15 protein-coding genes and 1 pseudogene are annotated in these 16,650 nt (G+C 73.7%); 2 read left to right on the top strand and 14 right to left on the bottom strand.

What is annotated here, in order from left to right:
* Positions 1–221: 221 nt before the first annotated feature.
* The 5 genes and pseudogenes from C4V41_RS66170 to C4V41_RS27025 all read right to left on the bottom strand — a co-directional run.
* Positions 222–905: pseudogene (locus C4V41_RS66170) on the bottom strand (ABC transporter transmembrane domain-containing protein); the annotation flags it as partial.
* Between the two features lie 161 nt (positions 906–1,066).
* Positions 1,067–1,276, bottom strand: a complete 210-nt coding sequence (locus tag C4V41_RS27010) for an MbtH family protein (protein WP_103958725.1) — start codon at positions 1,274–1,276, stop codon at positions 1,067–1,069.
* Positions 1,277–1,299: 23 nt separating this feature from the next.
* Positions 1,300–3,231: an MFS transporter gene (locus C4V41_RS27015; RefSeq protein ID WP_103958726.1), complete on the bottom strand. Its 1,932-nt coding sequence runs from the start codon at positions 3,229–3,231 to the stop codon at positions 1,300–1,302.
* A gap of 84 nt (positions 3,232–3,315) precedes the next feature.
* A complete protein-coding gene (locus C4V41_RS27020) occupies positions 3,316–3,948 on the bottom strand; it encodes a response regulator (RefSeq protein WP_103958727.1) in 633 nt (210 codons plus the stop codon).
* On the bottom strand, positions 3,888–4,979 hold the full coding sequence (locus C4V41_RS27025) for a sensor histidine kinase (protein WP_146103800.1): 1,092 nt from the start codon (positions 4,977–4,979) through the stop codon (positions 3,888–3,890). Before C4V41_RS27025 ends, C4V41_RS27020 begins: the two co-directional genes overlap by 61 nt.
* A 103-nt stretch (positions 4,980–5,082) precedes the next feature.
* Here C4V41_RS27025 and C4V41_RS27030 point away from each other — a divergent pair, with 103 nt between their 5' ends.
* Both C4V41_RS27030 and C4V41_RS27035 read left to right on the top strand, forming a co-directional pair.
* Positions 5,083–6,048 carry a hypothetical protein gene (locus C4V41_RS27030; protein WP_103958729.1) on the top strand — a complete coding sequence of 322 codons (966 nt, stop codon included), beginning with the start codon at positions 5,083–5,085 and terminating at the stop codon, positions 6,046–6,048.
* Between the two features lie 171 nt (positions 6,049–6,219).
* A complete protein-coding gene (locus tag C4V41_RS27035; protein ID WP_103958730.1) occupies positions 6,220–7,329 on the top strand; it encodes a glycoside hydrolase family 53 protein in 1,110 nt (369 codons plus the stop codon).
* A gap of 58 nt (positions 7,330–7,387) precedes the next feature.
* On the opposite strand, the gene C4V41_RS27040 is transcribed toward C4V41_RS27035, so the two are convergent.
* Genes C4V41_RS27040 through C4V41_RS27080 form a run of 9 tightly spaced genes read right to left on the bottom strand, consistent with a single transcriptional unit; the run spans position 7,388 to position 16,287 of the window.
* Positions 7,388–8,314 (bottom strand): diacylglycerol/lipid kinase family protein, encoded by a 927-nt coding sequence (locus tag C4V41_RS27040; RefSeq protein WP_103958731.1) that lies wholly within the window; start codon positions 8,312–8,314, stop codon positions 7,388–7,390.
* Between the two features lie 10 nt (positions 8,315–8,324).
* On the bottom strand, positions 8,325–9,464 hold the full coding sequence (locus C4V41_RS27045) for a carboxylate-amine ligase (RefSeq protein ID WP_103958732.1): 1,140 nt from the start codon (positions 9,462–9,464) through the stop codon (positions 8,325–8,327).
* Positions 9,465–9,516: 52 nt separating this feature from the next.
* Positions 9,517–10,863 (bottom strand): nucleotide pyrophosphatase/phosphodiesterase family protein, encoded by a 1,347-nt coding sequence (locus C4V41_RS27050; RefSeq protein ID WP_103958733.1) that lies wholly within the window; start codon positions 10,861–10,863, stop codon positions 9,517–9,519.
* Complete coding sequence (gene eboE / locus C4V41_RS27055) at positions 10,860–11,987, bottom strand: metabolite traffic protein EboE (protein ID WP_103958734.1); 1,128 nt, start codon at positions 11,985–11,987, stop codon at positions 10,860–10,862. Before eboE ends, C4V41_RS27050 begins: the two co-directional genes overlap by 4 nt.
* Entirely contained in the window at positions 11,987–12,841 is an 855-nt protein-coding gene (locus tag C4V41_RS27060) for a TatD family hydrolase (RefSeq protein WP_103958735.1), read from the bottom strand. The genes eboE and C4V41_RS27060 overlap by 1 nt, the downstream gene beginning before the upstream one ends.
* Positions 12,841–13,443: an EboA domain-containing protein gene (locus C4V41_RS27065; RefSeq protein ID WP_103958736.1), complete on the bottom strand. Its 603-nt coding sequence runs from the start codon at positions 13,441–13,443 to the stop codon at positions 12,841–12,843. The genes C4V41_RS27060 and C4V41_RS27065 overlap by 1 nt, the downstream gene beginning before the upstream one ends.
* A complete protein-coding gene (locus C4V41_RS27070) occupies positions 13,440–14,273 on the bottom strand; it encodes a sugar phosphate isomerase/epimerase family protein (RefSeq protein WP_103958737.1) in 834 nt (277 codons plus the stop codon). Before C4V41_RS27070 ends, C4V41_RS27065 begins: the two co-directional genes overlap by 4 nt.
* On the bottom strand, positions 14,270–15,142 hold the full coding sequence (locus C4V41_RS27075) for an SCO3242 family prenyltransferase (RefSeq protein ID WP_200824245.1): 873 nt from the start codon (positions 15,140–15,142) through the stop codon (positions 14,270–14,272). Before C4V41_RS27075 ends, C4V41_RS27070 begins: the two co-directional genes overlap by 4 nt.
* A complete protein-coding gene (locus C4V41_RS27080) occupies positions 15,139–16,287 on the bottom strand; it encodes an inositol-3-phosphate synthase (protein WP_103958738.1) in 1,149 nt (382 codons plus the stop codon). The genes C4V41_RS27075 and C4V41_RS27080 overlap by 4 nt, the downstream gene beginning before the upstream one ends.
* Positions 16,288–16,650 lie beyond the last annotated feature (363 nt).

Here is a 16,650-nt window from a genome sequence, read left to right on the forward strand (position 1 = left end):
TCGTGCTCGACCGTGACGCCTGCCGCTTCGAGCGTCCCGGGTGTCACGTCGGTGGTTCCGGTGGGCGCGGTGGTGGTGAGGAGTTCGGCGAGGCGGGTGGCGGCCTCGACGGCCTGGGCGCGCTGGGAGACGCGGACCGACAGCGTGGTGGAGGTGGCGGCGAGCATCAGCATCCACGAGGCGAACGCGGCCAGCCCGCCGACGGTCATCCTGCCCGACAGCACGGCCGGTGCGGCGGCCGCGACACCGAGTCCGATGGCCGGCAGCGGTACGAAGGACGACAGGGCCGACCAGGCGGCCCCCACCCGGCTCATGGCCAGGGCCCGTTCGCTCACCTCCGCGCTCCGATCGTGGTGCGCCCGCAGCAGGGCCGCCTCGCCTGTCGTGGCGCGGAGGGTCAGGCCGCCCGCGACCAGTTCGTCCACGAGGTCGGCCCGCGCGCTGTGCGCCGTGGCGAGGGCGGCGCTCCTGGTGGCGAGGGCGCGGCCGAAGAAGAGGTTCATGGTCAGTACGGCCGCCACGGTGGCCGCGCACAGCAGGGCCAGCAGCGGGTCGAGCAGCGCGACCGCCACGACGACCGTGCTCAGGCCGATGACCAGGTGCGGAAGGGCGACCGTGCCGCCGATCCAGATCCAGACCAGGTCCACGTCGTGAGAGTTGCGCGCCTGCAGGTCGCCGTGGCCGAAGCCGCGGGTGTCTTCGAGCAGGTGGTCGGACAGGCGCCGCCGCAGCCTCCCGATGACCTTGGCGCCGGCCAGGTAGTCGAGGTGCTGACCGGCCCGCTGGGCCAGCCAGGCGAGCAGCCCGGTGCCGGTGATCACCGCGCACCAGGCGAGCAGCGCGGAGCGCTGCCCCGCGACGAGGCCGTCGTCGAGGGCGCGCCGGATGGACAGGGGCAGTGACACGAGCGCGAGCTGCCAGAGCGTGGTGAGCGCGGCGGCGGCCGCGATGGCCGGGCCTTCGGCGCGCAGGCACCAGCGCAGCAGGTCGCGGGCGGGCCGCGGGCGGGCCGCGGGGAACGCCCCGCGGCCCGTACCCGGACGGTGGTGGTCGTGGTCACCGGCGCCTATTCGCCCATGGCCCGCTGGAGGCTCAGCGGGCGCATGTCGGTCCAGTTCTGTTCGACGTAGTCGAGGGCGGCGGCGTGGGTGCCCGGTCCGAAGACGGTCTCCCACCCGGCCGGTACGTCGGCGAAGTCGGGCCAGAGCGAGTGCTGGCCCTCGTCGTTGACGAGAACGAGGAAGGTGCCGTTCTCGTCGTCGAAGGGGTTGGTCATGGATCCTCCTATGGGGTGTTTTTTCAGGATGTTCTGGTCGGTTGGCTGTCGGGTTCGCGGAGCGGGGTCAGGAAGGTGGCCAGCGCGAGGACCAGGACGCTCGCGCCGGCCCCGTACACGAGCAGTGCCGTCGCCGGGCCGACGGCCTCGGCCAGCAGCCCGGCGACCAGGGAGCCGGCCGAGGCGGCGGCCACGACCTGGGCCTGCCACAGGCTCGACACCCGGCCTCTGACCTCGTCGGGTGTGTGCCGCTGGATCAGGGTGAAGCACAGGATGTCGGTGAGGACGCGGCCGGCGCCGTACCCGGTCAGGGCCAGGAAGGCGAGCACGGGCGTGACGCTGAGGCCGGTGGCGAGCACGGCCAGGCCCATCGCGAGCATGGCCGCCAGCAGGGCCACGCCGGGACGGCGGGCGCCGCCGATCCAGCCGCTGGTCAGCGAGCCCAGCACGGCGCCGACGGCGGGGGCGCTGTAGAGCAGGCCGAGCGTGGCCTCCCCGCCGCCGAGCCGGGTGTCCACCAGCGCGGGCAGCAGCACCACCGGCCCGCTGAGCAGCATGGTGGCCAGCCCGGCGATCAGCACGCTGCGGACGGTCCGGTGGCGTACGGCGAAGGCGAGGCCGGCCGCGATCGCCCGCGCCGGCGATTCGCGGCCGGCCCCGGGCGCGGGGTAGGGCGGTAGGCGGCTGATGCTGAAGGCGGTCAGGACGGTGGCGAGCGCGGCGGCGACGTAGTTGGCCGCGACGCCCATCGTGGCGATGAGCAGGCCGCCGAGCGCGGGCGAGATCATCGACGACAGGTCGGCGGTCAGGCTGAGCAGGGCGCCGGTGGCCGGCAGGTCGTCGCGTTCGACCAGGTTCGGCACGAGTGTGGTGAGGGTGCTGGCGCTGATCCCGGCGGCCAGGCCGTCCCAGGCGGCCAGGGCGTAGATCGGCCAGAGCGGCGGGTCCGGCAGCAGCGCGGTGGCCACCCGGTGCGCGACCAGCCCGCCGTAGGACCACCCGACCAGGTGGTACGGCCCCCGCGGGCTGACCTCCCTGATCTGGGCCAGGTACCCGGCGACGGCCTGCTCGAAGGTGCGGCGCGGCGCCGACGGGTCCGACAGCAGCGGCTCCTGCAGCGCGTAGATCGGATGGACGGCCGGCAGGTGGGAGACCAGCCCGGTGTACGACCAGCCGAGCCCGCCCGCCGGATGGAAGCAGAACACCGGCGCGCCCGCACCGGATCCGCGGATCTCCAGCAGCGGTTGCAGCCCGCTGCCGCCGGCCTGCTGACCTTGGGCGATGGCGGCCAGCGCGGCGGGGGTCGGCGCGTCGTAGACGTCGCGGACGGAGACGGTGCCGAGGCTCTCCCGCAGGCGGCCGACCAGTCGTACGACCAGCAGCGAGTGCCCGCCGAGCGCGAAGAAGTCGTCGCCCCTGCCCACCTCGGCCAGGCCCAGCACGTCGCGGAACGCCGCCGCGACCGCCTCCTCGACGGGCCCGCGCGGCGGGTCGCCCGCGCCGGGGGCGGCGATGACGGGGTCGGGCAGCGCCTGCTGGTCGAGCTTGCCGTTCACGGTCAGCGGCAGCCGGTCGAGGGTGACGACGGCGGCCGGCACCATGTAGCCGGGCAGCACGGCGGCGGCCTCGGCCCGCACCCGCTCGGCATCGACGTCGGCGGGCACGTCCGCACCCGCGTTGGTGTCCGGGCCAGCCGGTACGAGGTAGGCCACCAGGTGCACGGCGCCCTGGGCGTCGGTGCGCGGGACGACCGCGGCCTGCCCCACCCCGTCGATCCCGGTGAGCACGTCCTCGACCTCGCCGGGCTCGATCCGATAGCCCCTGATCTTGACCTGCCCGTCCGAGCGCCCCAGGAAGTCGATCATCCCGTCGGGCCGCCACCTGGCCAGGTCCCTGGTCCGGTACATGCGCCCGCCGCGCGGCCCGAACGGGTCGGCCACGAACCGCTCCGCCAAAACGGCTCCTCTCCTCGGGCATCCGACCGTGGTGGCACGACAAGTATGAACTTGAAATTTAGGTAAGGCTAGCCTAAATAAGAACTAGCCAGGCTCGGCCCTGCCGGTGGCCCAGGCCCAGGCGGCGATGGCCACCCGGTTCCTGGCGTCGATCTTGCGCTGGACGACCGCGACGTGGTTCTTGACCGTGCCGGGCGCGAGGAACAGCTCGGCGGCGATCTCGGCGTTGGTCAGGCCCTGCGCCACCCTCGCCACGATCTCCTCCTCGCGCCCGGTGAGAACGACACCCGGCGTCTCCCGCGGCGCCCCGCGCTGTCGCAACAGCCGAACGGTGAGCTGGGGGCTGATGAGCATGTCGCCGTTCATCGCGGCTCTGACGGCCTCGACGAGCAGGGCCGGGCCCGAGCGCTTGAGAACGAACCCGCAGGCACCGTGCCGCAGGGCCGCGTGCACGTACTCGTCGCGGCCGAACGTGGTGACGATCACGACGTGGATGCCCGTGTCCGCCAGCGCCCTGGTCACCTCGATGCCGTCGGCGCCCGGCATGCGGATGTCGGCGAGCACGACGTCGGGCTCGATCGCCCTGGCGGTCTCGATCGCGCCGCGGCCGTCGGCGGCCTCCGCCACGACCGTCATGTCGGGCTGGGCGTCGAGGATCAGCCGGAAGGCACTTCTGATGCCTTCCTGGTCGTCGGCGATGAGGATGCGGGTGGCCATTCCGGTGATTGTGCCAGCGGCAGGCGGGCGGTCAGCGACCACCCTTCCGGTACGGCCGCCGCCACCAGCTCCCCACCCCGCTCCCGGACGAGCGCCGCCAGCCCGGCCACCCCGTTCCCGCCCCGCCGCCCGCTCCCCGCTCCGGTCACACCGTCGTTCGTCATCGCGATCCTCAGCACCCCGGCCTCCACTCCGATGACGAGATCGACCCGGTCCGCCTTGGGGGCGTGCCGCCGTACGTTGGTCAGCCCCTCGATCACGATCCGATAGGCCAGCGCCCCGATCTCCGCCGGAACGGTCATGTCCGGCTCCATCCGCAGCCGCACCTCGGCCGCGCCCGCCTCGGAGAACCGCCCGGCCGCCGCGCGAATACCGGCCAGGTCTCCGGCGGGGCCGAGCGGGCGGTCCTGGTGCAGCATGTCGAGGGTGCGGTCCAGCATCGACATGGCCCGCTGCCCGGCGGCCTCCACCCGCTCCAGCGCCGCGCGCGGATCGCCCGTCACCAGGCCCGCCTGGGCGTGCGCCACCATCTCGCTGATGTCGTGGGCGACGAAGTCGTGCAGGTCTCCCGCCAGCCGCAACCGCAGCCCGGTACGGGCGTCGGCCGCCGCGCGCACCGCCCGTTCGTCGAGGTGGCGCAGGTATCCGCCCACGGCGGCGGCCAGCAGCGCTCCCGTCCCCCAGAACGCGCAGACGCCCACGCCCTCCAGCGGTGAGGCCGGGGTGAAGAAGCGCAGCACCCAGGTGGCCGCCGCCAGCCCGGCCGCCGGGGCGGCGACGGCGGCCCGCCGGGCGGGCGCGTACCGGACGGCCAGACCGGCCAGCCCCATGAGCGCCACCCCCTCGGCCATCCCGAGCGCGTCGGCCCCCGGCGGCGCCCCGAACCTCCAGACGACCGTGACGGCCAGCGAAACACCCGCCGCCACCCCGGTCAGCCCGGCCAGGCGCCCCCGCCACCGCACCGCCCCGGCACCCACCGCCGTCACGGCGGCCAGCGCCGGCACGAACGCGACAATCCACGACCAGTCCACCGGACCGAAGATACGCCGGAGTGCCGGACGGCACGGTCACCGGCCCAACAGGTGCCGAACGGCATCTCGCCCCATCACCCGCCGCCCCGCGACGCTTGATCACATGAACAAACCTGTGAGAACCGGCCATGTGGCGGCGTTGTGGGCGCTGGTCTACGGGGTGCTCGGGGTGGCGTGGGCGCTGGGGATGCCCGGCTTCCCCTGGGGCGCCTCCGACCCCGACCCCGACGGCGCGCTGTCCATCCTGGCCGCCACGACGCCGCGCTCCGGCTGGTGGATCGCCGCCTTCGCGCTGCTCACCGCCGCCACGGCCCTGGCACTGACCCGCCCCGCCGGAAGCCGCCTCCCGCTGTTCCCGGCCTGGCCGATCGCCGCGATCCTGGTGCTGGTGATCCCCGACTCGCGGCTCATGATGGGTGTCGCCTACACCCCGCTCCTCCTGGTCGCGCCGCTCTTCGGCTGGGGTCTGGGCGGCGCCACGTTCGCCGACGCCTGGCCGTGGCCGGTCCTCAACCAGTTGCTGTGCGTGCTGGGCGGCCTGCTCCTGGCCGCCGCCGCCCTCGCCTGCGGCCACGACCACGCCCGCTGGTTCACCCCGGAACGAGGCCGCAAGGCCGTGTACGTGGCCGCCGGGGTGCCGCTGGTCTACTGCCTGACCCGGTGGGCGTGGGCCCTCGGCATCCCGCTCGGCGTGGACCGGGAGTTCCTCGCGGCGGGCGAGGACGGCCTGTGGCTGGCGGGCGCGTACCTGGCCACCTTCGGCGCCCTCGGCGGCGTGCTCACCCTGGGCCTGACCCAGCGCTGGGGCGAGATCTTCCCCCGCTGGCTGCCCGGCCTGCGCGGTAAGAGGGTTCCGCCGCTGCTGGCGGTCATTCCGGCCGGATTCGTCTCGATCATCGTCACGGTGGCCGGCCTGACCTACCTGCGCGCCACCGTCGCCGGCCGCTTCGCCCTGGCCGAGTGGGGCGCCTGGCTGCCGGAGTGCTTCTGGCCGGTCTGGGGCGCCGCCCTGGCCACCGCCACCATCGCCTACCACCTGCGCCGCAGGGGCTCTACGCCGGCGCCATGACCAGGCCCGCGAAGTTGCGGGCTTCCCCCGTGCCGGTTTCTTCTTTATCCTCAACCCCAATACGTCTGTGAACGTTCACAGACCGGTTTCGTCCTACAAAGCCCTATTTTTCAGCGTGTTTTCACCCCATCAATCCGTGAACGTGCACACAACACGACCAAGGAGATCGGGATGCCCGCGTACGGCTTACGGAAGACGCTCCTCACCCTCGCGGCACTGCTCGTCATCGTGCCGCTCACCCCCGCCCCCGCCGCGGCCGCGACGCTGACGATGCGCGGCGCCGACATCTCCTCGGTCCAGCGCAGCCTGGACCTGGGCGCCACGTACTACAACGCCGCCGGTACGGCCGCCGACCCGCTCGACATCCTCACCGGCGTCGGCGTCAACTACGTCCGGCTGCGCATCTGGAACAACCCGGCCAGCGGCTACAACAACAAGGCGAAGGTCCTGGCCCACGCCAGGGCGGTCAAGGCCAGGGGCCTCGGCCTGATGATCGACTTCCACTACTCGGACACCTGGGCCGACCCCGGCAAGCAGTACAAACCGGCCGCGTGGGCGAGCCACGGCATCGGCCAGCTCCAGACGGACGTCTACAACTACACCTACGACATCTGCACCAGCCTCAAGGCGCAGGGCACCACCCCCGACAGCGTGCAGATCGGCAACGAGATCAACGTCGGCATGCTCTGGAACGACGGCAGGGTCGTCAACAACGACTTCACCAACCTGAGCCTGCTGCTGAAGGCCGGCTACAACGCCACGAAGGCGTGCAACGGCGGCACCCAGGTGATCATCCACACCGCGAACGCCAACAGCCAGGCCAACGCGCGCTGGTTCTACGACGGGATCCGCGCCAAGGGCGTGCCGTGGGACATCACCGGCCTGTCGTACTACTGCATGTGGCACGGCTCCCTGTCCACGCTCTCCACGGTGATCAACGACACCCGCACCCGGTACGGCAAGCCGGTCGTCGTGGCCGAGACCGCGTACCCGTTCACCGCGGCCAACGCCGACAGCGAGGCGAACGCGGTGAACGGCACGGCGCCGTGCTCGGGCTATCCGGCCACATGGGCGGGGCAGGCGAGCAACTTCACCGCCGTCCAGAACACCGCCCGCAGCGCGGGCGCGATCGGCTTCTTCTACTGGGAGCCCACCTGGTACGCCGTCCCCGGCCACGGCTGGGACCCGGCCAACATGAACGGCACCGGCAACCAGTGGGACAACATGGCCACCTTCAACTGGACCGGCTCCATCAACCCCGGCATCAGGTGGACCCCATGAATCGTGGGCGGTGACGACTTCCGCGCCGACCGGGAGGCGGCCGGGCAGATCATCCGCATCACCCGCCGCCCCTGACCGTCTGCTGGTCCGGCTGCCGGCCCGTCTGCTGGTCCGGGGCTATGACGCGCCAGGCGGCGGGGCGCAGGGTCCAGGAGCGGTAAGGGGCGGCCGGTTCCAGCTCGCCGTCGGCGTTGGCCGGCACCGGCTCGCCCTCGACGACGATGGACCGCCCTTTGAGCGTCACCACGTCGTGCCGTTCGCGGTGCCGGCCGAGCCGCAGCAGCACCGCGTACCCCAGCCGGGCCCAGGCCGAGACGGCGTGCGAGATCACCACGTCGGCCACGCCGTCGTCGGGCCGCGCGCCGGGCGCCAGCGGGGTGCCGCCGCCGATCGACGCGCCGTTGCCCACCCCCACCATGAGCAACCGCCCGTCGGCGACCAGCCGGCCGTCCACCCGCACCCGCAGCCGCCATCCCTTGGCGCGCACCCCGGCGAGCAGGGCGCCCACCGCGTACGCGGCCCGCCGCAGGGCCGGTTTGAGCGGGACCGCCTGCTCCGAGGCCAGCGCCCCGACCCCGACGTGCACGGCGTTGATCACGATGCCGCCCCGGTCGTCGACGAGCACGTCCAGGGGCCGCTCGGTCCCCCGCAGCACGACCAGCGCGGCCTCGCGCGGGTCCAGCGGGATGCCGAGCGTGCGCGCCAGGTCGTTGCCGGTGCCCATCGGGATCAGGCCCACCGTCCGCGCCGGTTCGTCGCGGGCGAGCAGCGCCGCCACCACCCGGTGCAGGGTGCCGTCGCCGCCGAGGACGACGGGATCGCGGCCGGGGTGCTCGTCCAGGATGCGGTCGAGGTCCTCCGGCCCCGCCACGACGGCGGCCACCACGTCGGCTCCCTCGCCGAGCGTGCTCAGCACCGTCTTCCGCGTCTCGTCGTCGTCCCCGCCCGCGGCGGGGTTCGCTATCGCCAGCAGCCTGCGTGCCATTCCGTGGCCCTCAGGACGCGGACCGGTACGACGGGGGGTCGTTGGCGGGCCTGTCCCACTCGCAGGCCCTGGTCTCGGCCAGCAGCAGGTCCACGACGTCGGCCAGCCGCTCACCCCGGGCGTACGCGCGGCGCTGCCGCTCGGCGGAGCTCCCCTTGGCCAGGGCCTCCTCGACCAGCTCGGACACCAGCTCCCAGTCGCCCGACTGCTCCAGTTGCGGCCGTAGCCCCTCGACCAGCCGCCCGAGCACGACGGCCGCGGGCCGTGGCACGCCGCCCGCCGGGTCGATCAGCTCGCCCTCCAGCCCGGACCGCGCCGCCTGCCACGTCGCGGCCCGTACGGCCTCCAGGTGCACCTCGCGTTCGACCCCTTGGCGTACCGCCTCCAGCTCCCTGCACACCAGCGCCCGGAACAGCCCGGCGACCAGCACGACGGACTCCACGCGCGGGTTGGCGTCGCAGATCCGCAGCTCGACCGTGGGCACGTGCTCCGACGGCCGGATGTCGAAGTAGAGCATGCCCGGATCGGCGATCACCTCCGACCGGATGAGCTCCCTGATCATCTCCTCGTATTCGGCGGCGGACTCGTACTTGCCGATGGGACCGGCGGTGGGCCAGCGCGACCACACGAGGGTGCGGTAGCTGGCGTACCCGGTGTCGGAGCCGTCCCAGAACGGTGAGCTGGCCGACAGCGCCAGCAGCGGCGGCAGCCACGGCGTCAGGCGGTGCGCCACGGCGACGGCCAGGTCGCGGTCCTCGACCTGGACGTGCACGTGGGTGCCGCAGATGAGCTGCTCCCTGGTGAGCTGCTGGTAGTCGTCGAGCATCTGCTCGTAGCGGGGGCTCGGGGAGACCTTCAGCTCGTCCATGTCGGCCAGGGGCGAGCTGCCCGCCGCGTTGATGCCCAGCCCCAGCCCGTCGGCCTGCCGGATCAGCCGTCCGCGCATCCCGCACAGGTCACGGGCCAGCTCCTCCAGGGTCAGGCAGGGCGTGCTGTTGCTCTCCACCATCGACCGCTGCAGCTCGTCGGTGAACCGCTCGGACGGCAGCCCGTCGAGCACCAGCTGGCCACGCGGCGCCAGGCGGCGGGTGGCCAGGTCCACGACATGGAACTCCTCCTCGGCCCCCACCCGCATCCCATCCCCAGTCATGACGGCACCTCCGGCTCATAGGACAGGCATGACCACTCCCCAGAAATCGCCTTTACGCACCTATGAGAGCCAGGAGCAGGTCCTTGACCTCCACGGCCTCGTAGCGTTCGCGGGCGGCGGCCGGGTCGGAGCAGAGCAGGACGGGCCCGTCGGCGGGGTCGGCGGGAAGCAGCCCGTGGGAGCCGCGGACGGCGCGGGCGCCCGCGTCGAGGCCGACGACGCTCATGAGATAGCGCATGCCCGCCTTCTTGCGCAGCAGTGCGACGGCGGCCCGGCGTTTGGCGGCGCCGGGGGCGGCCGGGTCGAAGAAGAGCTCGGCGGGGTCGTAGCCCGGTTTGCGGTGGATCTCGACGAGGCGGGCGAAGTCGGGGGCGCGGGCGTCGTCGAGCCAGTAGTAGTAGGTGAACCAGGCGTCGGGGTCGGCGAGCAGGACCAGTTCGCCGGAGCGGGCGTGGTCGAGGCCGTACGCGGCCTTGCCGTCCTCGTCGAGCACGGTCGCCACGCCGGGCACGGACGCGCAGAGCTTGGCGACGGCGGGCACGTCGGCGGGGTCGCGGACGTAGACGTGGGCGATCTGGTGGTCGGCGACCGCGAACGCCTTCGAGGTCCACGGGTCCAGATACTCCATGCCGTCCTGGGTGTGGACGCTCAGGAGCCCTTCGGCGCGCAGCGCGCGGTTGACGTCGACGGGGCGGGAGACGTCGGTGATGCCATATTCCGACAGCACCACGACGGTCCGGTCCCCCGCGGCGTCCAGCAGGGGTGCGAGCACGGTGTCGAGTTCGGCGGCGGCCTGGGCGGCGCGCGGGTCGGAGGGGCCGTAGCGCTGCAGGTCGTAGTCGAGGTGCGGCAGGTACGACAGGGTCAGGTCGGGGTCGCGGGTGGTCATGACGTGCCGGGTGGCCTCGGCGATCCAGCGCGACGAGGCGATGCCCGCGCCCGGCCCCCAGTACGTGAACAGCGGGAACGGCTCCAGCTCGTCGTGCAGCTCGGGCGGGTGGGTGTAGCAGTCGGGATCCTTGCGGCCGTCGGCGCGGTAGATCGGGCGCGGGGTGATCGTCCAGTCGACGTCGGCGCCCATGGCGTACCACCAGCAGATGTTGGCCACCGTACGGCCCGGCAGGGCCTGCCAGATCTTCTCGCCGCCGACCAGCGCGTTGTGCTGGCGCCAGAGCAGGACCTCGCCGAGGTCGCGGAAGTACCAGCCGTTGCCCACGACGCCGTGCCCCGACGGCGGCAGGCCGGTCAGGAACGTGGACTGCGCCGAGCACGTGACGGCGGGCAGGACGGTGCCCAGCTCCGCCTGGAAGCCCCGCGAGGCGACGGCGCGCAGGCGGGGCATGTGGGCCAGCAGCCGGGGGGTCAGCCCGACCACGTCCAGCACCAGCAGCTTGATCATCCGGTCACTCCCAGCTCACGTAGCTCGGCACGGGCGAAGTCCAGCTCCCCGGCGATGCCGGCGGCGAGCCGTCCGGGGGTCTCGGGCCGCAGCGCCGGCGGCAGCACGCCCCAGGTGTAGGTCTCCACGTCGTAGTGGTCGCACAGCGGCTCCGGCCCGCCGGCCAGCTCCTTGAGCGCCTCGCGCAGCACCGGGATGGTCGTGGCCAGCGGCGCGGCCGGCTCCGCGTGCAGCGGCACGTGGTAGTGCACCCGCCACGGGCCGGGCAGCCCGCGGTCGAGGGCCTCGTCGAGGTCGTCGGCCGCGCCGCCGCTCGGGTTGCGGGTCTGGTGCAGGAAGCGCGGCTCCACGTACTCGCGCAGCGCCTCCGGGTCCGCGGTCTCCAGGGCGGCCGACAACTGCACCTTGACGATGGGCAGGCCGGCCGTACGCAGGGCGGCCAGCGCGTCGGCGGGCCGCTCCCACGCGCAGGCGAGGTGGGCGAGGTCGAGGCAGAGGCCGAGCCGGTCGGTGTCCATGCCGGACAGATGGGCGACGGCCTGGGCGGTGGTCTCGACGACGCAGCCCGGTTCCGGTTCGAACGCGACCCGGATCACCCGCCCGGTGGCCGACTCGACGGCGGCCAGGCCCTCGGCCAGCGCGTCCAGGCGGCGGGCGGCCAGGTCGGACGTCTCGGCGGACCAGGGCTCGCGCCAGCCGAGCGGCAGCGTGGAGACCGACCCGCGGGCGGCGTCGTCAGGGAGCAGGTCGGCGAGGACGCGGGCCAGGTCGAGCGTGTACGCCAGCCGGTCCCGCGTGGTCCAGTCGGGGTGGTAGACGGCCTGTTTGACCACCGGGTCGTGGAAGGAGCGGTAGGGGAAGCCGTTCAGCGTCACCACTTCGAGGCCCCGCGCGTCCAGCTCACCGCGCAGTTTGGCCCGCAGCGACGGGTCGGCGGCCAGCTCGGCCGCGACGGGGGCGGCCAGCCAGAGCCCGAGCCCCAGCACGCCGGTGCCGAGCGTGGCCCGGATGGGGACGGCGTAGGTGTCGAGCTGGCCGACGATGCCGGCGAGGTCCTCGGCCGGGTGCACGTTGGTGCAGTAGCTCAGGTGCAGCGGGGTCCCCGAGGGGTGGCGGAGCCGCATCACTCGCCGCCGCGCTTGATGGAGCTGCCGGCGAACGTCGGCTCGGTGGCCCCGGTGACGTCCGTCAGGTCGAGCCGTCCCGACTGGCCGTAGAACTCGACCGGGTTGCGCCACAGCACCCGGTCCACGTCGTCGTCGGTGAACCCGGCCGCCAGCATCGCCTCGGCGGTCTCCAGGGTGAGCAGCGGGTCGGAGACGCCCCAGTCGGCGGCGGAGTTGATCAGCACCCGCTCCAGGCCGTGCGTACGCAGGATCTCGACCATGCGGGGCGGCGACATCTTGGTCTGCGGGTAGATGGAGAAGCCCATCCAGCAGCCCGAGTCGTGCACGAGGCCGACGGTGACCTCGTTGAGGTGGTCGACCGCGACCCGTCCCGGCTCGATGCCGGAGGCGGCCACGACCTCCAGGGTGCGGCGGGTGCCGCGCGCCTTGTCGCGGTGCGGGGTGTGCACGAGCGCGGGCAGCTCGTGCTCGACGGCCAGGGCGAGCTGCCGTTCGAACGCGTCGTCCTCCTCGGGTGTCATCGAGTCGTAGCCGATCTCACCGACCGCGACCACCCGGTCCTTGTCCAGGTAGCGGGGCAGCAGGTCGAGCACGGGGCGGCAGCGCGGGTCGTTCGCCTCCTTGGGGTTGAGCGCGATGGTGGCGTGGTGGGCGATGCCGAACTGGGCGGCCCGGTACGGCTCCCAGCCGATCAGGGAGTCGAAGTAGTCGGCGAACGACCCCGGGTTGGTCCGCGGCTGGCCCAGCCAGAAGGCCGGCTCCACCACGGCCAGGACCCCGGCGGCGGACATGCGCGCGTAGTCGTCGGTGGTGCGGGAGGTCATGTGGATGTGCGGGTCGAAGATACGCATCAGGTCTCCTCGCTGGTGAGACGGCGGAGCAGGGCGGCGGCGTCGCCGGGCATCGGGCGCCCGGCCGCGGCGAGCTCGTCGGCGTACGCGGCCAGCATCGCCGCCAGCTCGGCGTCGGCTCGCTCCGCCAGCCGGTCCACCCCGGCCAGCGGCACGCCCATGAACACGCACTTGAGCACCGCCTGCCGCCAGGCGGACTGGTCGAGGTGCGCGGCGTAGGGTCCGAGGGCGGCGGTCAGCAGGCGGGCGTCGTTGGTGCGGATGGCGTCGAGCAGCAGGGGTACGGCGTCGGCGCCGATCGGCAGCAGGGGCAGCGCCTTGAGCACGGCGCGTTTCTCGTCGGCGTCGCCGTACCGGTAGAGGTCGTGGGCCTCTTCGGGCAGGCGGCCGGGCGGGAGCGCGGCCAGCAGCAACGCCCTGGCCGCCTCGTCGGCCGTCCACCCGGGCGCGCCGGGCAACGGCGCCCGGCCGGTACGCCGGCCGGCGGCGGCGAAGGAGCGCCTGATCGTCTCGGGGCGTCCGGCGGCCGCGAGCGCGCCGTCCAGCCAGGTGCCGTGCTCGGTGTCGCGCAGCGCGGCCCGCAGCCGCTCGGACGACGTCACGTCCTGCCTCCTTCGGCCGCCCGCTGGAGAAAGGTCAGGGAACGGGCGGCCACGTCGGGGGCGGCGTGGGAATGACGCGGCAGTTCGACGGCGACCAGGCCCCGATAACCGGACTCGGCGAGCGCGCGCAGCACCGGCGGGAAGTCGATCTCCCCTTCGCCGAACTCCAGATGCTCGTGCGCACCCCGGCGCATGTCGTCGATCTGCACGTTCACCAGGTGCTCCGCGACCGCCTTGACGCAGTCGGGCGCCGGGTCGGGCTCGTTGCAGCGGCAGTGCCCGATGTCCAGCGTGATGCCGAACCCGTCCGGCGCGCCGAGTGCCCGGTGCAGCGCCCGCCAGCCGGCGATCGTGTCGACGAACATCCCGGGCTCGGGCTCGAACCCCAGCGGCAGGCCGTGCGCGACCTCCAGCACCTGGGCGCAGCCGTCCACGAGCCGCTCCCAGGCGAGGTCCGGAGCCACGTGCGGAGGCCGGATCCCGGCCCAGAACGACACCGCCTCCGCCCCCAGGTCGTCACCGATGGCGACGGCCCTGCGCAGGAAGTCGATCCGCCGGCCGCGGTCGTCGTCGAGCAGGGTGGGGGCGTGTTTGCGGCGCGGGTCGAGCAGGTAGCGGGCGCCGGTCTCGATGACCACGGCCAGGCCGAGCGCGCGCAGGTGGTCGGCGACCTTGGCCACGCGCCGGCCCAGCCCGTCGGCGTACGGGTCGAGGTGGTGATGGTCGAGGGTGAGCGCCACCCCGGCGTACCCGAGGTCGGCGAGCACGTCGAGGGCGTCGGGGAGGCGGTGGTTGGCGAAGCCGTTGGTGCCGTAGCCGAATCGGATCATGTCGGGGACAACTTCCTGGCCAGGCGGCGGGCCAGCGGCACCGCCGCCGCGAGCGCGAGCCCGGTACGCGGTGCGCCGGCGCGCGCGGTGAGTGCGCCCTGGAGCGCGGGCAGGCTGACGATGCCGGCCGTGACGGCGGCGCGGACCCGTGCCGGGGAGGGGTCGGCGACGGCGTCGGCCTGGGAGGAGCCGAACTGGGCGGCGTACCAGAGGGCGAGCGCCGCCCGCACCGCGTCAGGGCCGCGCTCCCCGGTCACGGGCCGGGCCGCGGTGGCGGTGGCCAGGGCGAGGGTGCCGGTCAGGGTGGTGGCGGGCCGGCCGCGGCCGGTGCCGGACACCTCGCCCCGGGACAGGACGGTGAGCAGGTAGGTGTGCACGGTGATCGTGAACGCGGCGGGCAGGGCGCCGGCGAGCGACCGGCCGGGGGTCGCGCCGAGCAGCACGTCAAGCCCCCGGCACAGCGCCATCACCAGGGGTCCCGCGCGGGTGTTCTTGGCGACCAGGTCGTACGTCCAGACGGCCGCGGCCAGGGGTACGGCGACCGCCAGGGCGCGGCGGCCACCGGTGAGCGCCGCGGCGGCGACCCCGGCCGCGGTGAGCCCGGCGGCCACGGCCAGCGCCGCGCCCGGCGACACCCGTCCGGAAGGGATGGGCCGCTCGGGCCGCTCGACCGCGTCGAGGCGCCGGTCGGCCCAGTCGTTGGCGGCCATGCCGGCCCAGTACAGGCAGACCGAGGAGCAGGCCAGGCCGGCGGTCCGGCGACCGAGCGCGCGCCCGGCCGCCGCCCCCGCGACCACGTCGCCGGGCACCGACAGCGCGGCCGGGGCGCGTACGAGTTCGAGCAGATCGCGCAGGGGCGCCCTGTTCACGACTCGTCCGGTGGGCTGAGGGCGGCCACGAGGGCGTTCAGGGCCTGCCACTGCTCGGCGAGCCCGTGCGGGACCTGTCCGAGGGGGTCCTTGAAGAAGAAGGCCAGCTCGGTGATGGGTCCCGAGCGCCCGGCGCGGTGGGCGGCGGCGGTGAGCCGGGCCAGGTCGAGGATCAGGGGCGCGGCCAGCGCGGAGTCGCAGCCGTGCCAGGTGAACTCCATGCGCATGGACGTGCCGAGGAAGCCCTCGAACGTGACCAGGTCCCAGGCGGTCTTGAAGTCGCCCAGATCCTGCAGGTAGTCGATGCGGGTCTCGCCTTGGGGGGCGTAGCCGAGGGTCTCGGCCAGGACGCGCTGCTTGCTGGCGGCCTTGGCGGCGTTCGCGCCCGGCTGAGCCAGGTTGGCGCCGTCGCCGCCACCGAGCAGGTTGATGCCCGACCAGGTGCGTACCTTCAGGTTGCGCTGGGCGAACATCGGCGCGAGCACCGACTTGACCAGGGTCTCCCCCGTCTTGCCGTCGTGCCCGGCGTACGGCAGCCCCGCTTCGCGGGCGAGCTCGTCCAGCGCGGGCAGGCGCGTGCCCGTGGACGGGGTGAAGTCGACGTACGGGCAGCCGGCCCGGAGCGCGGCGTACGCGGCCAGGGAACTCGGCGGCAGCACGGGCTCGGGGCCGACCAGCGCGGCCCGCAACGCGCCGAGGTCGGCGTGGGCGGGGTGCGGGGGCGGAAAGGGCTCGGTGGTGGAGACGTTGATCACGACCACCCGCTCCAGCCCGTGCCGGCCACGGAACCGTTCGAGATCCGCTGCGATGGCGTCGGCCGTTCCGGCCTGGGCGGACTGGGTGGGCAGCGGCCGGACGTCCTGTTCGATGGCGGCCAGATCGTCGTGCAACGCCCTGGTCAGCGCGAGCGGGACGACCCCCGCCTCGGCCAGTTCGGCGGCCTTCTTGTCCAGCGGGACCGAGGTGATGTCGTGCCCGCCGAAGACCAGGTCGCCGATCCCGGGCCGGACACGGTCGCGCAGGCCGGGCGACTCCAGGACGCACCCCGTCGGCGCGGCCAGCCCGGCCCGGATGGCCAGCGCCCCGATCATGCTGGTGACGGCGACCGACCCGCGTGCGCCGATCAGCCATACTCCCGTTCTCATGTGCTCTCCTTCGCGCGGCGCCGAGGGGGTCATCCGGCGTCGGAAGGGTGGTGCAGGGGGCCGATGTGCAACGTGCTCGACTGGATCATGCGCGTCCTCCACAGAGGTCGGGCGGCGGCCGCCCGCCGTGGTCGTACGACGGCGCGAGGGCGGTGCCGGAGACGATCGCTTTTCAGGGAGCCCTTCGCCAGCAGGGTGAAGGGGTGCTCATAGCCGAGGCCGGGCGCAGACGTAGGGATGATCGGGCTCAGTGACCAGGATCCGCTCGAAACCGCCACCATACAAGCCGGACACAGATCATTCACGTTCTTGACGCCGGGCACCTCCTCGCCTATGGCCGGGACTCCTCCGCGCGGTAATTAC

Origin of the sequence: Nonomuraea solani (genome assembly GCF_900108335.1) — a bacterium.
In the GTDB taxonomy this organism is placed as follows: Bacteria; Actinomycetota; Actinomycetes; order Streptosporangiales; family Streptosporangiaceae; genus Nonomuraea; species Nonomuraea solani.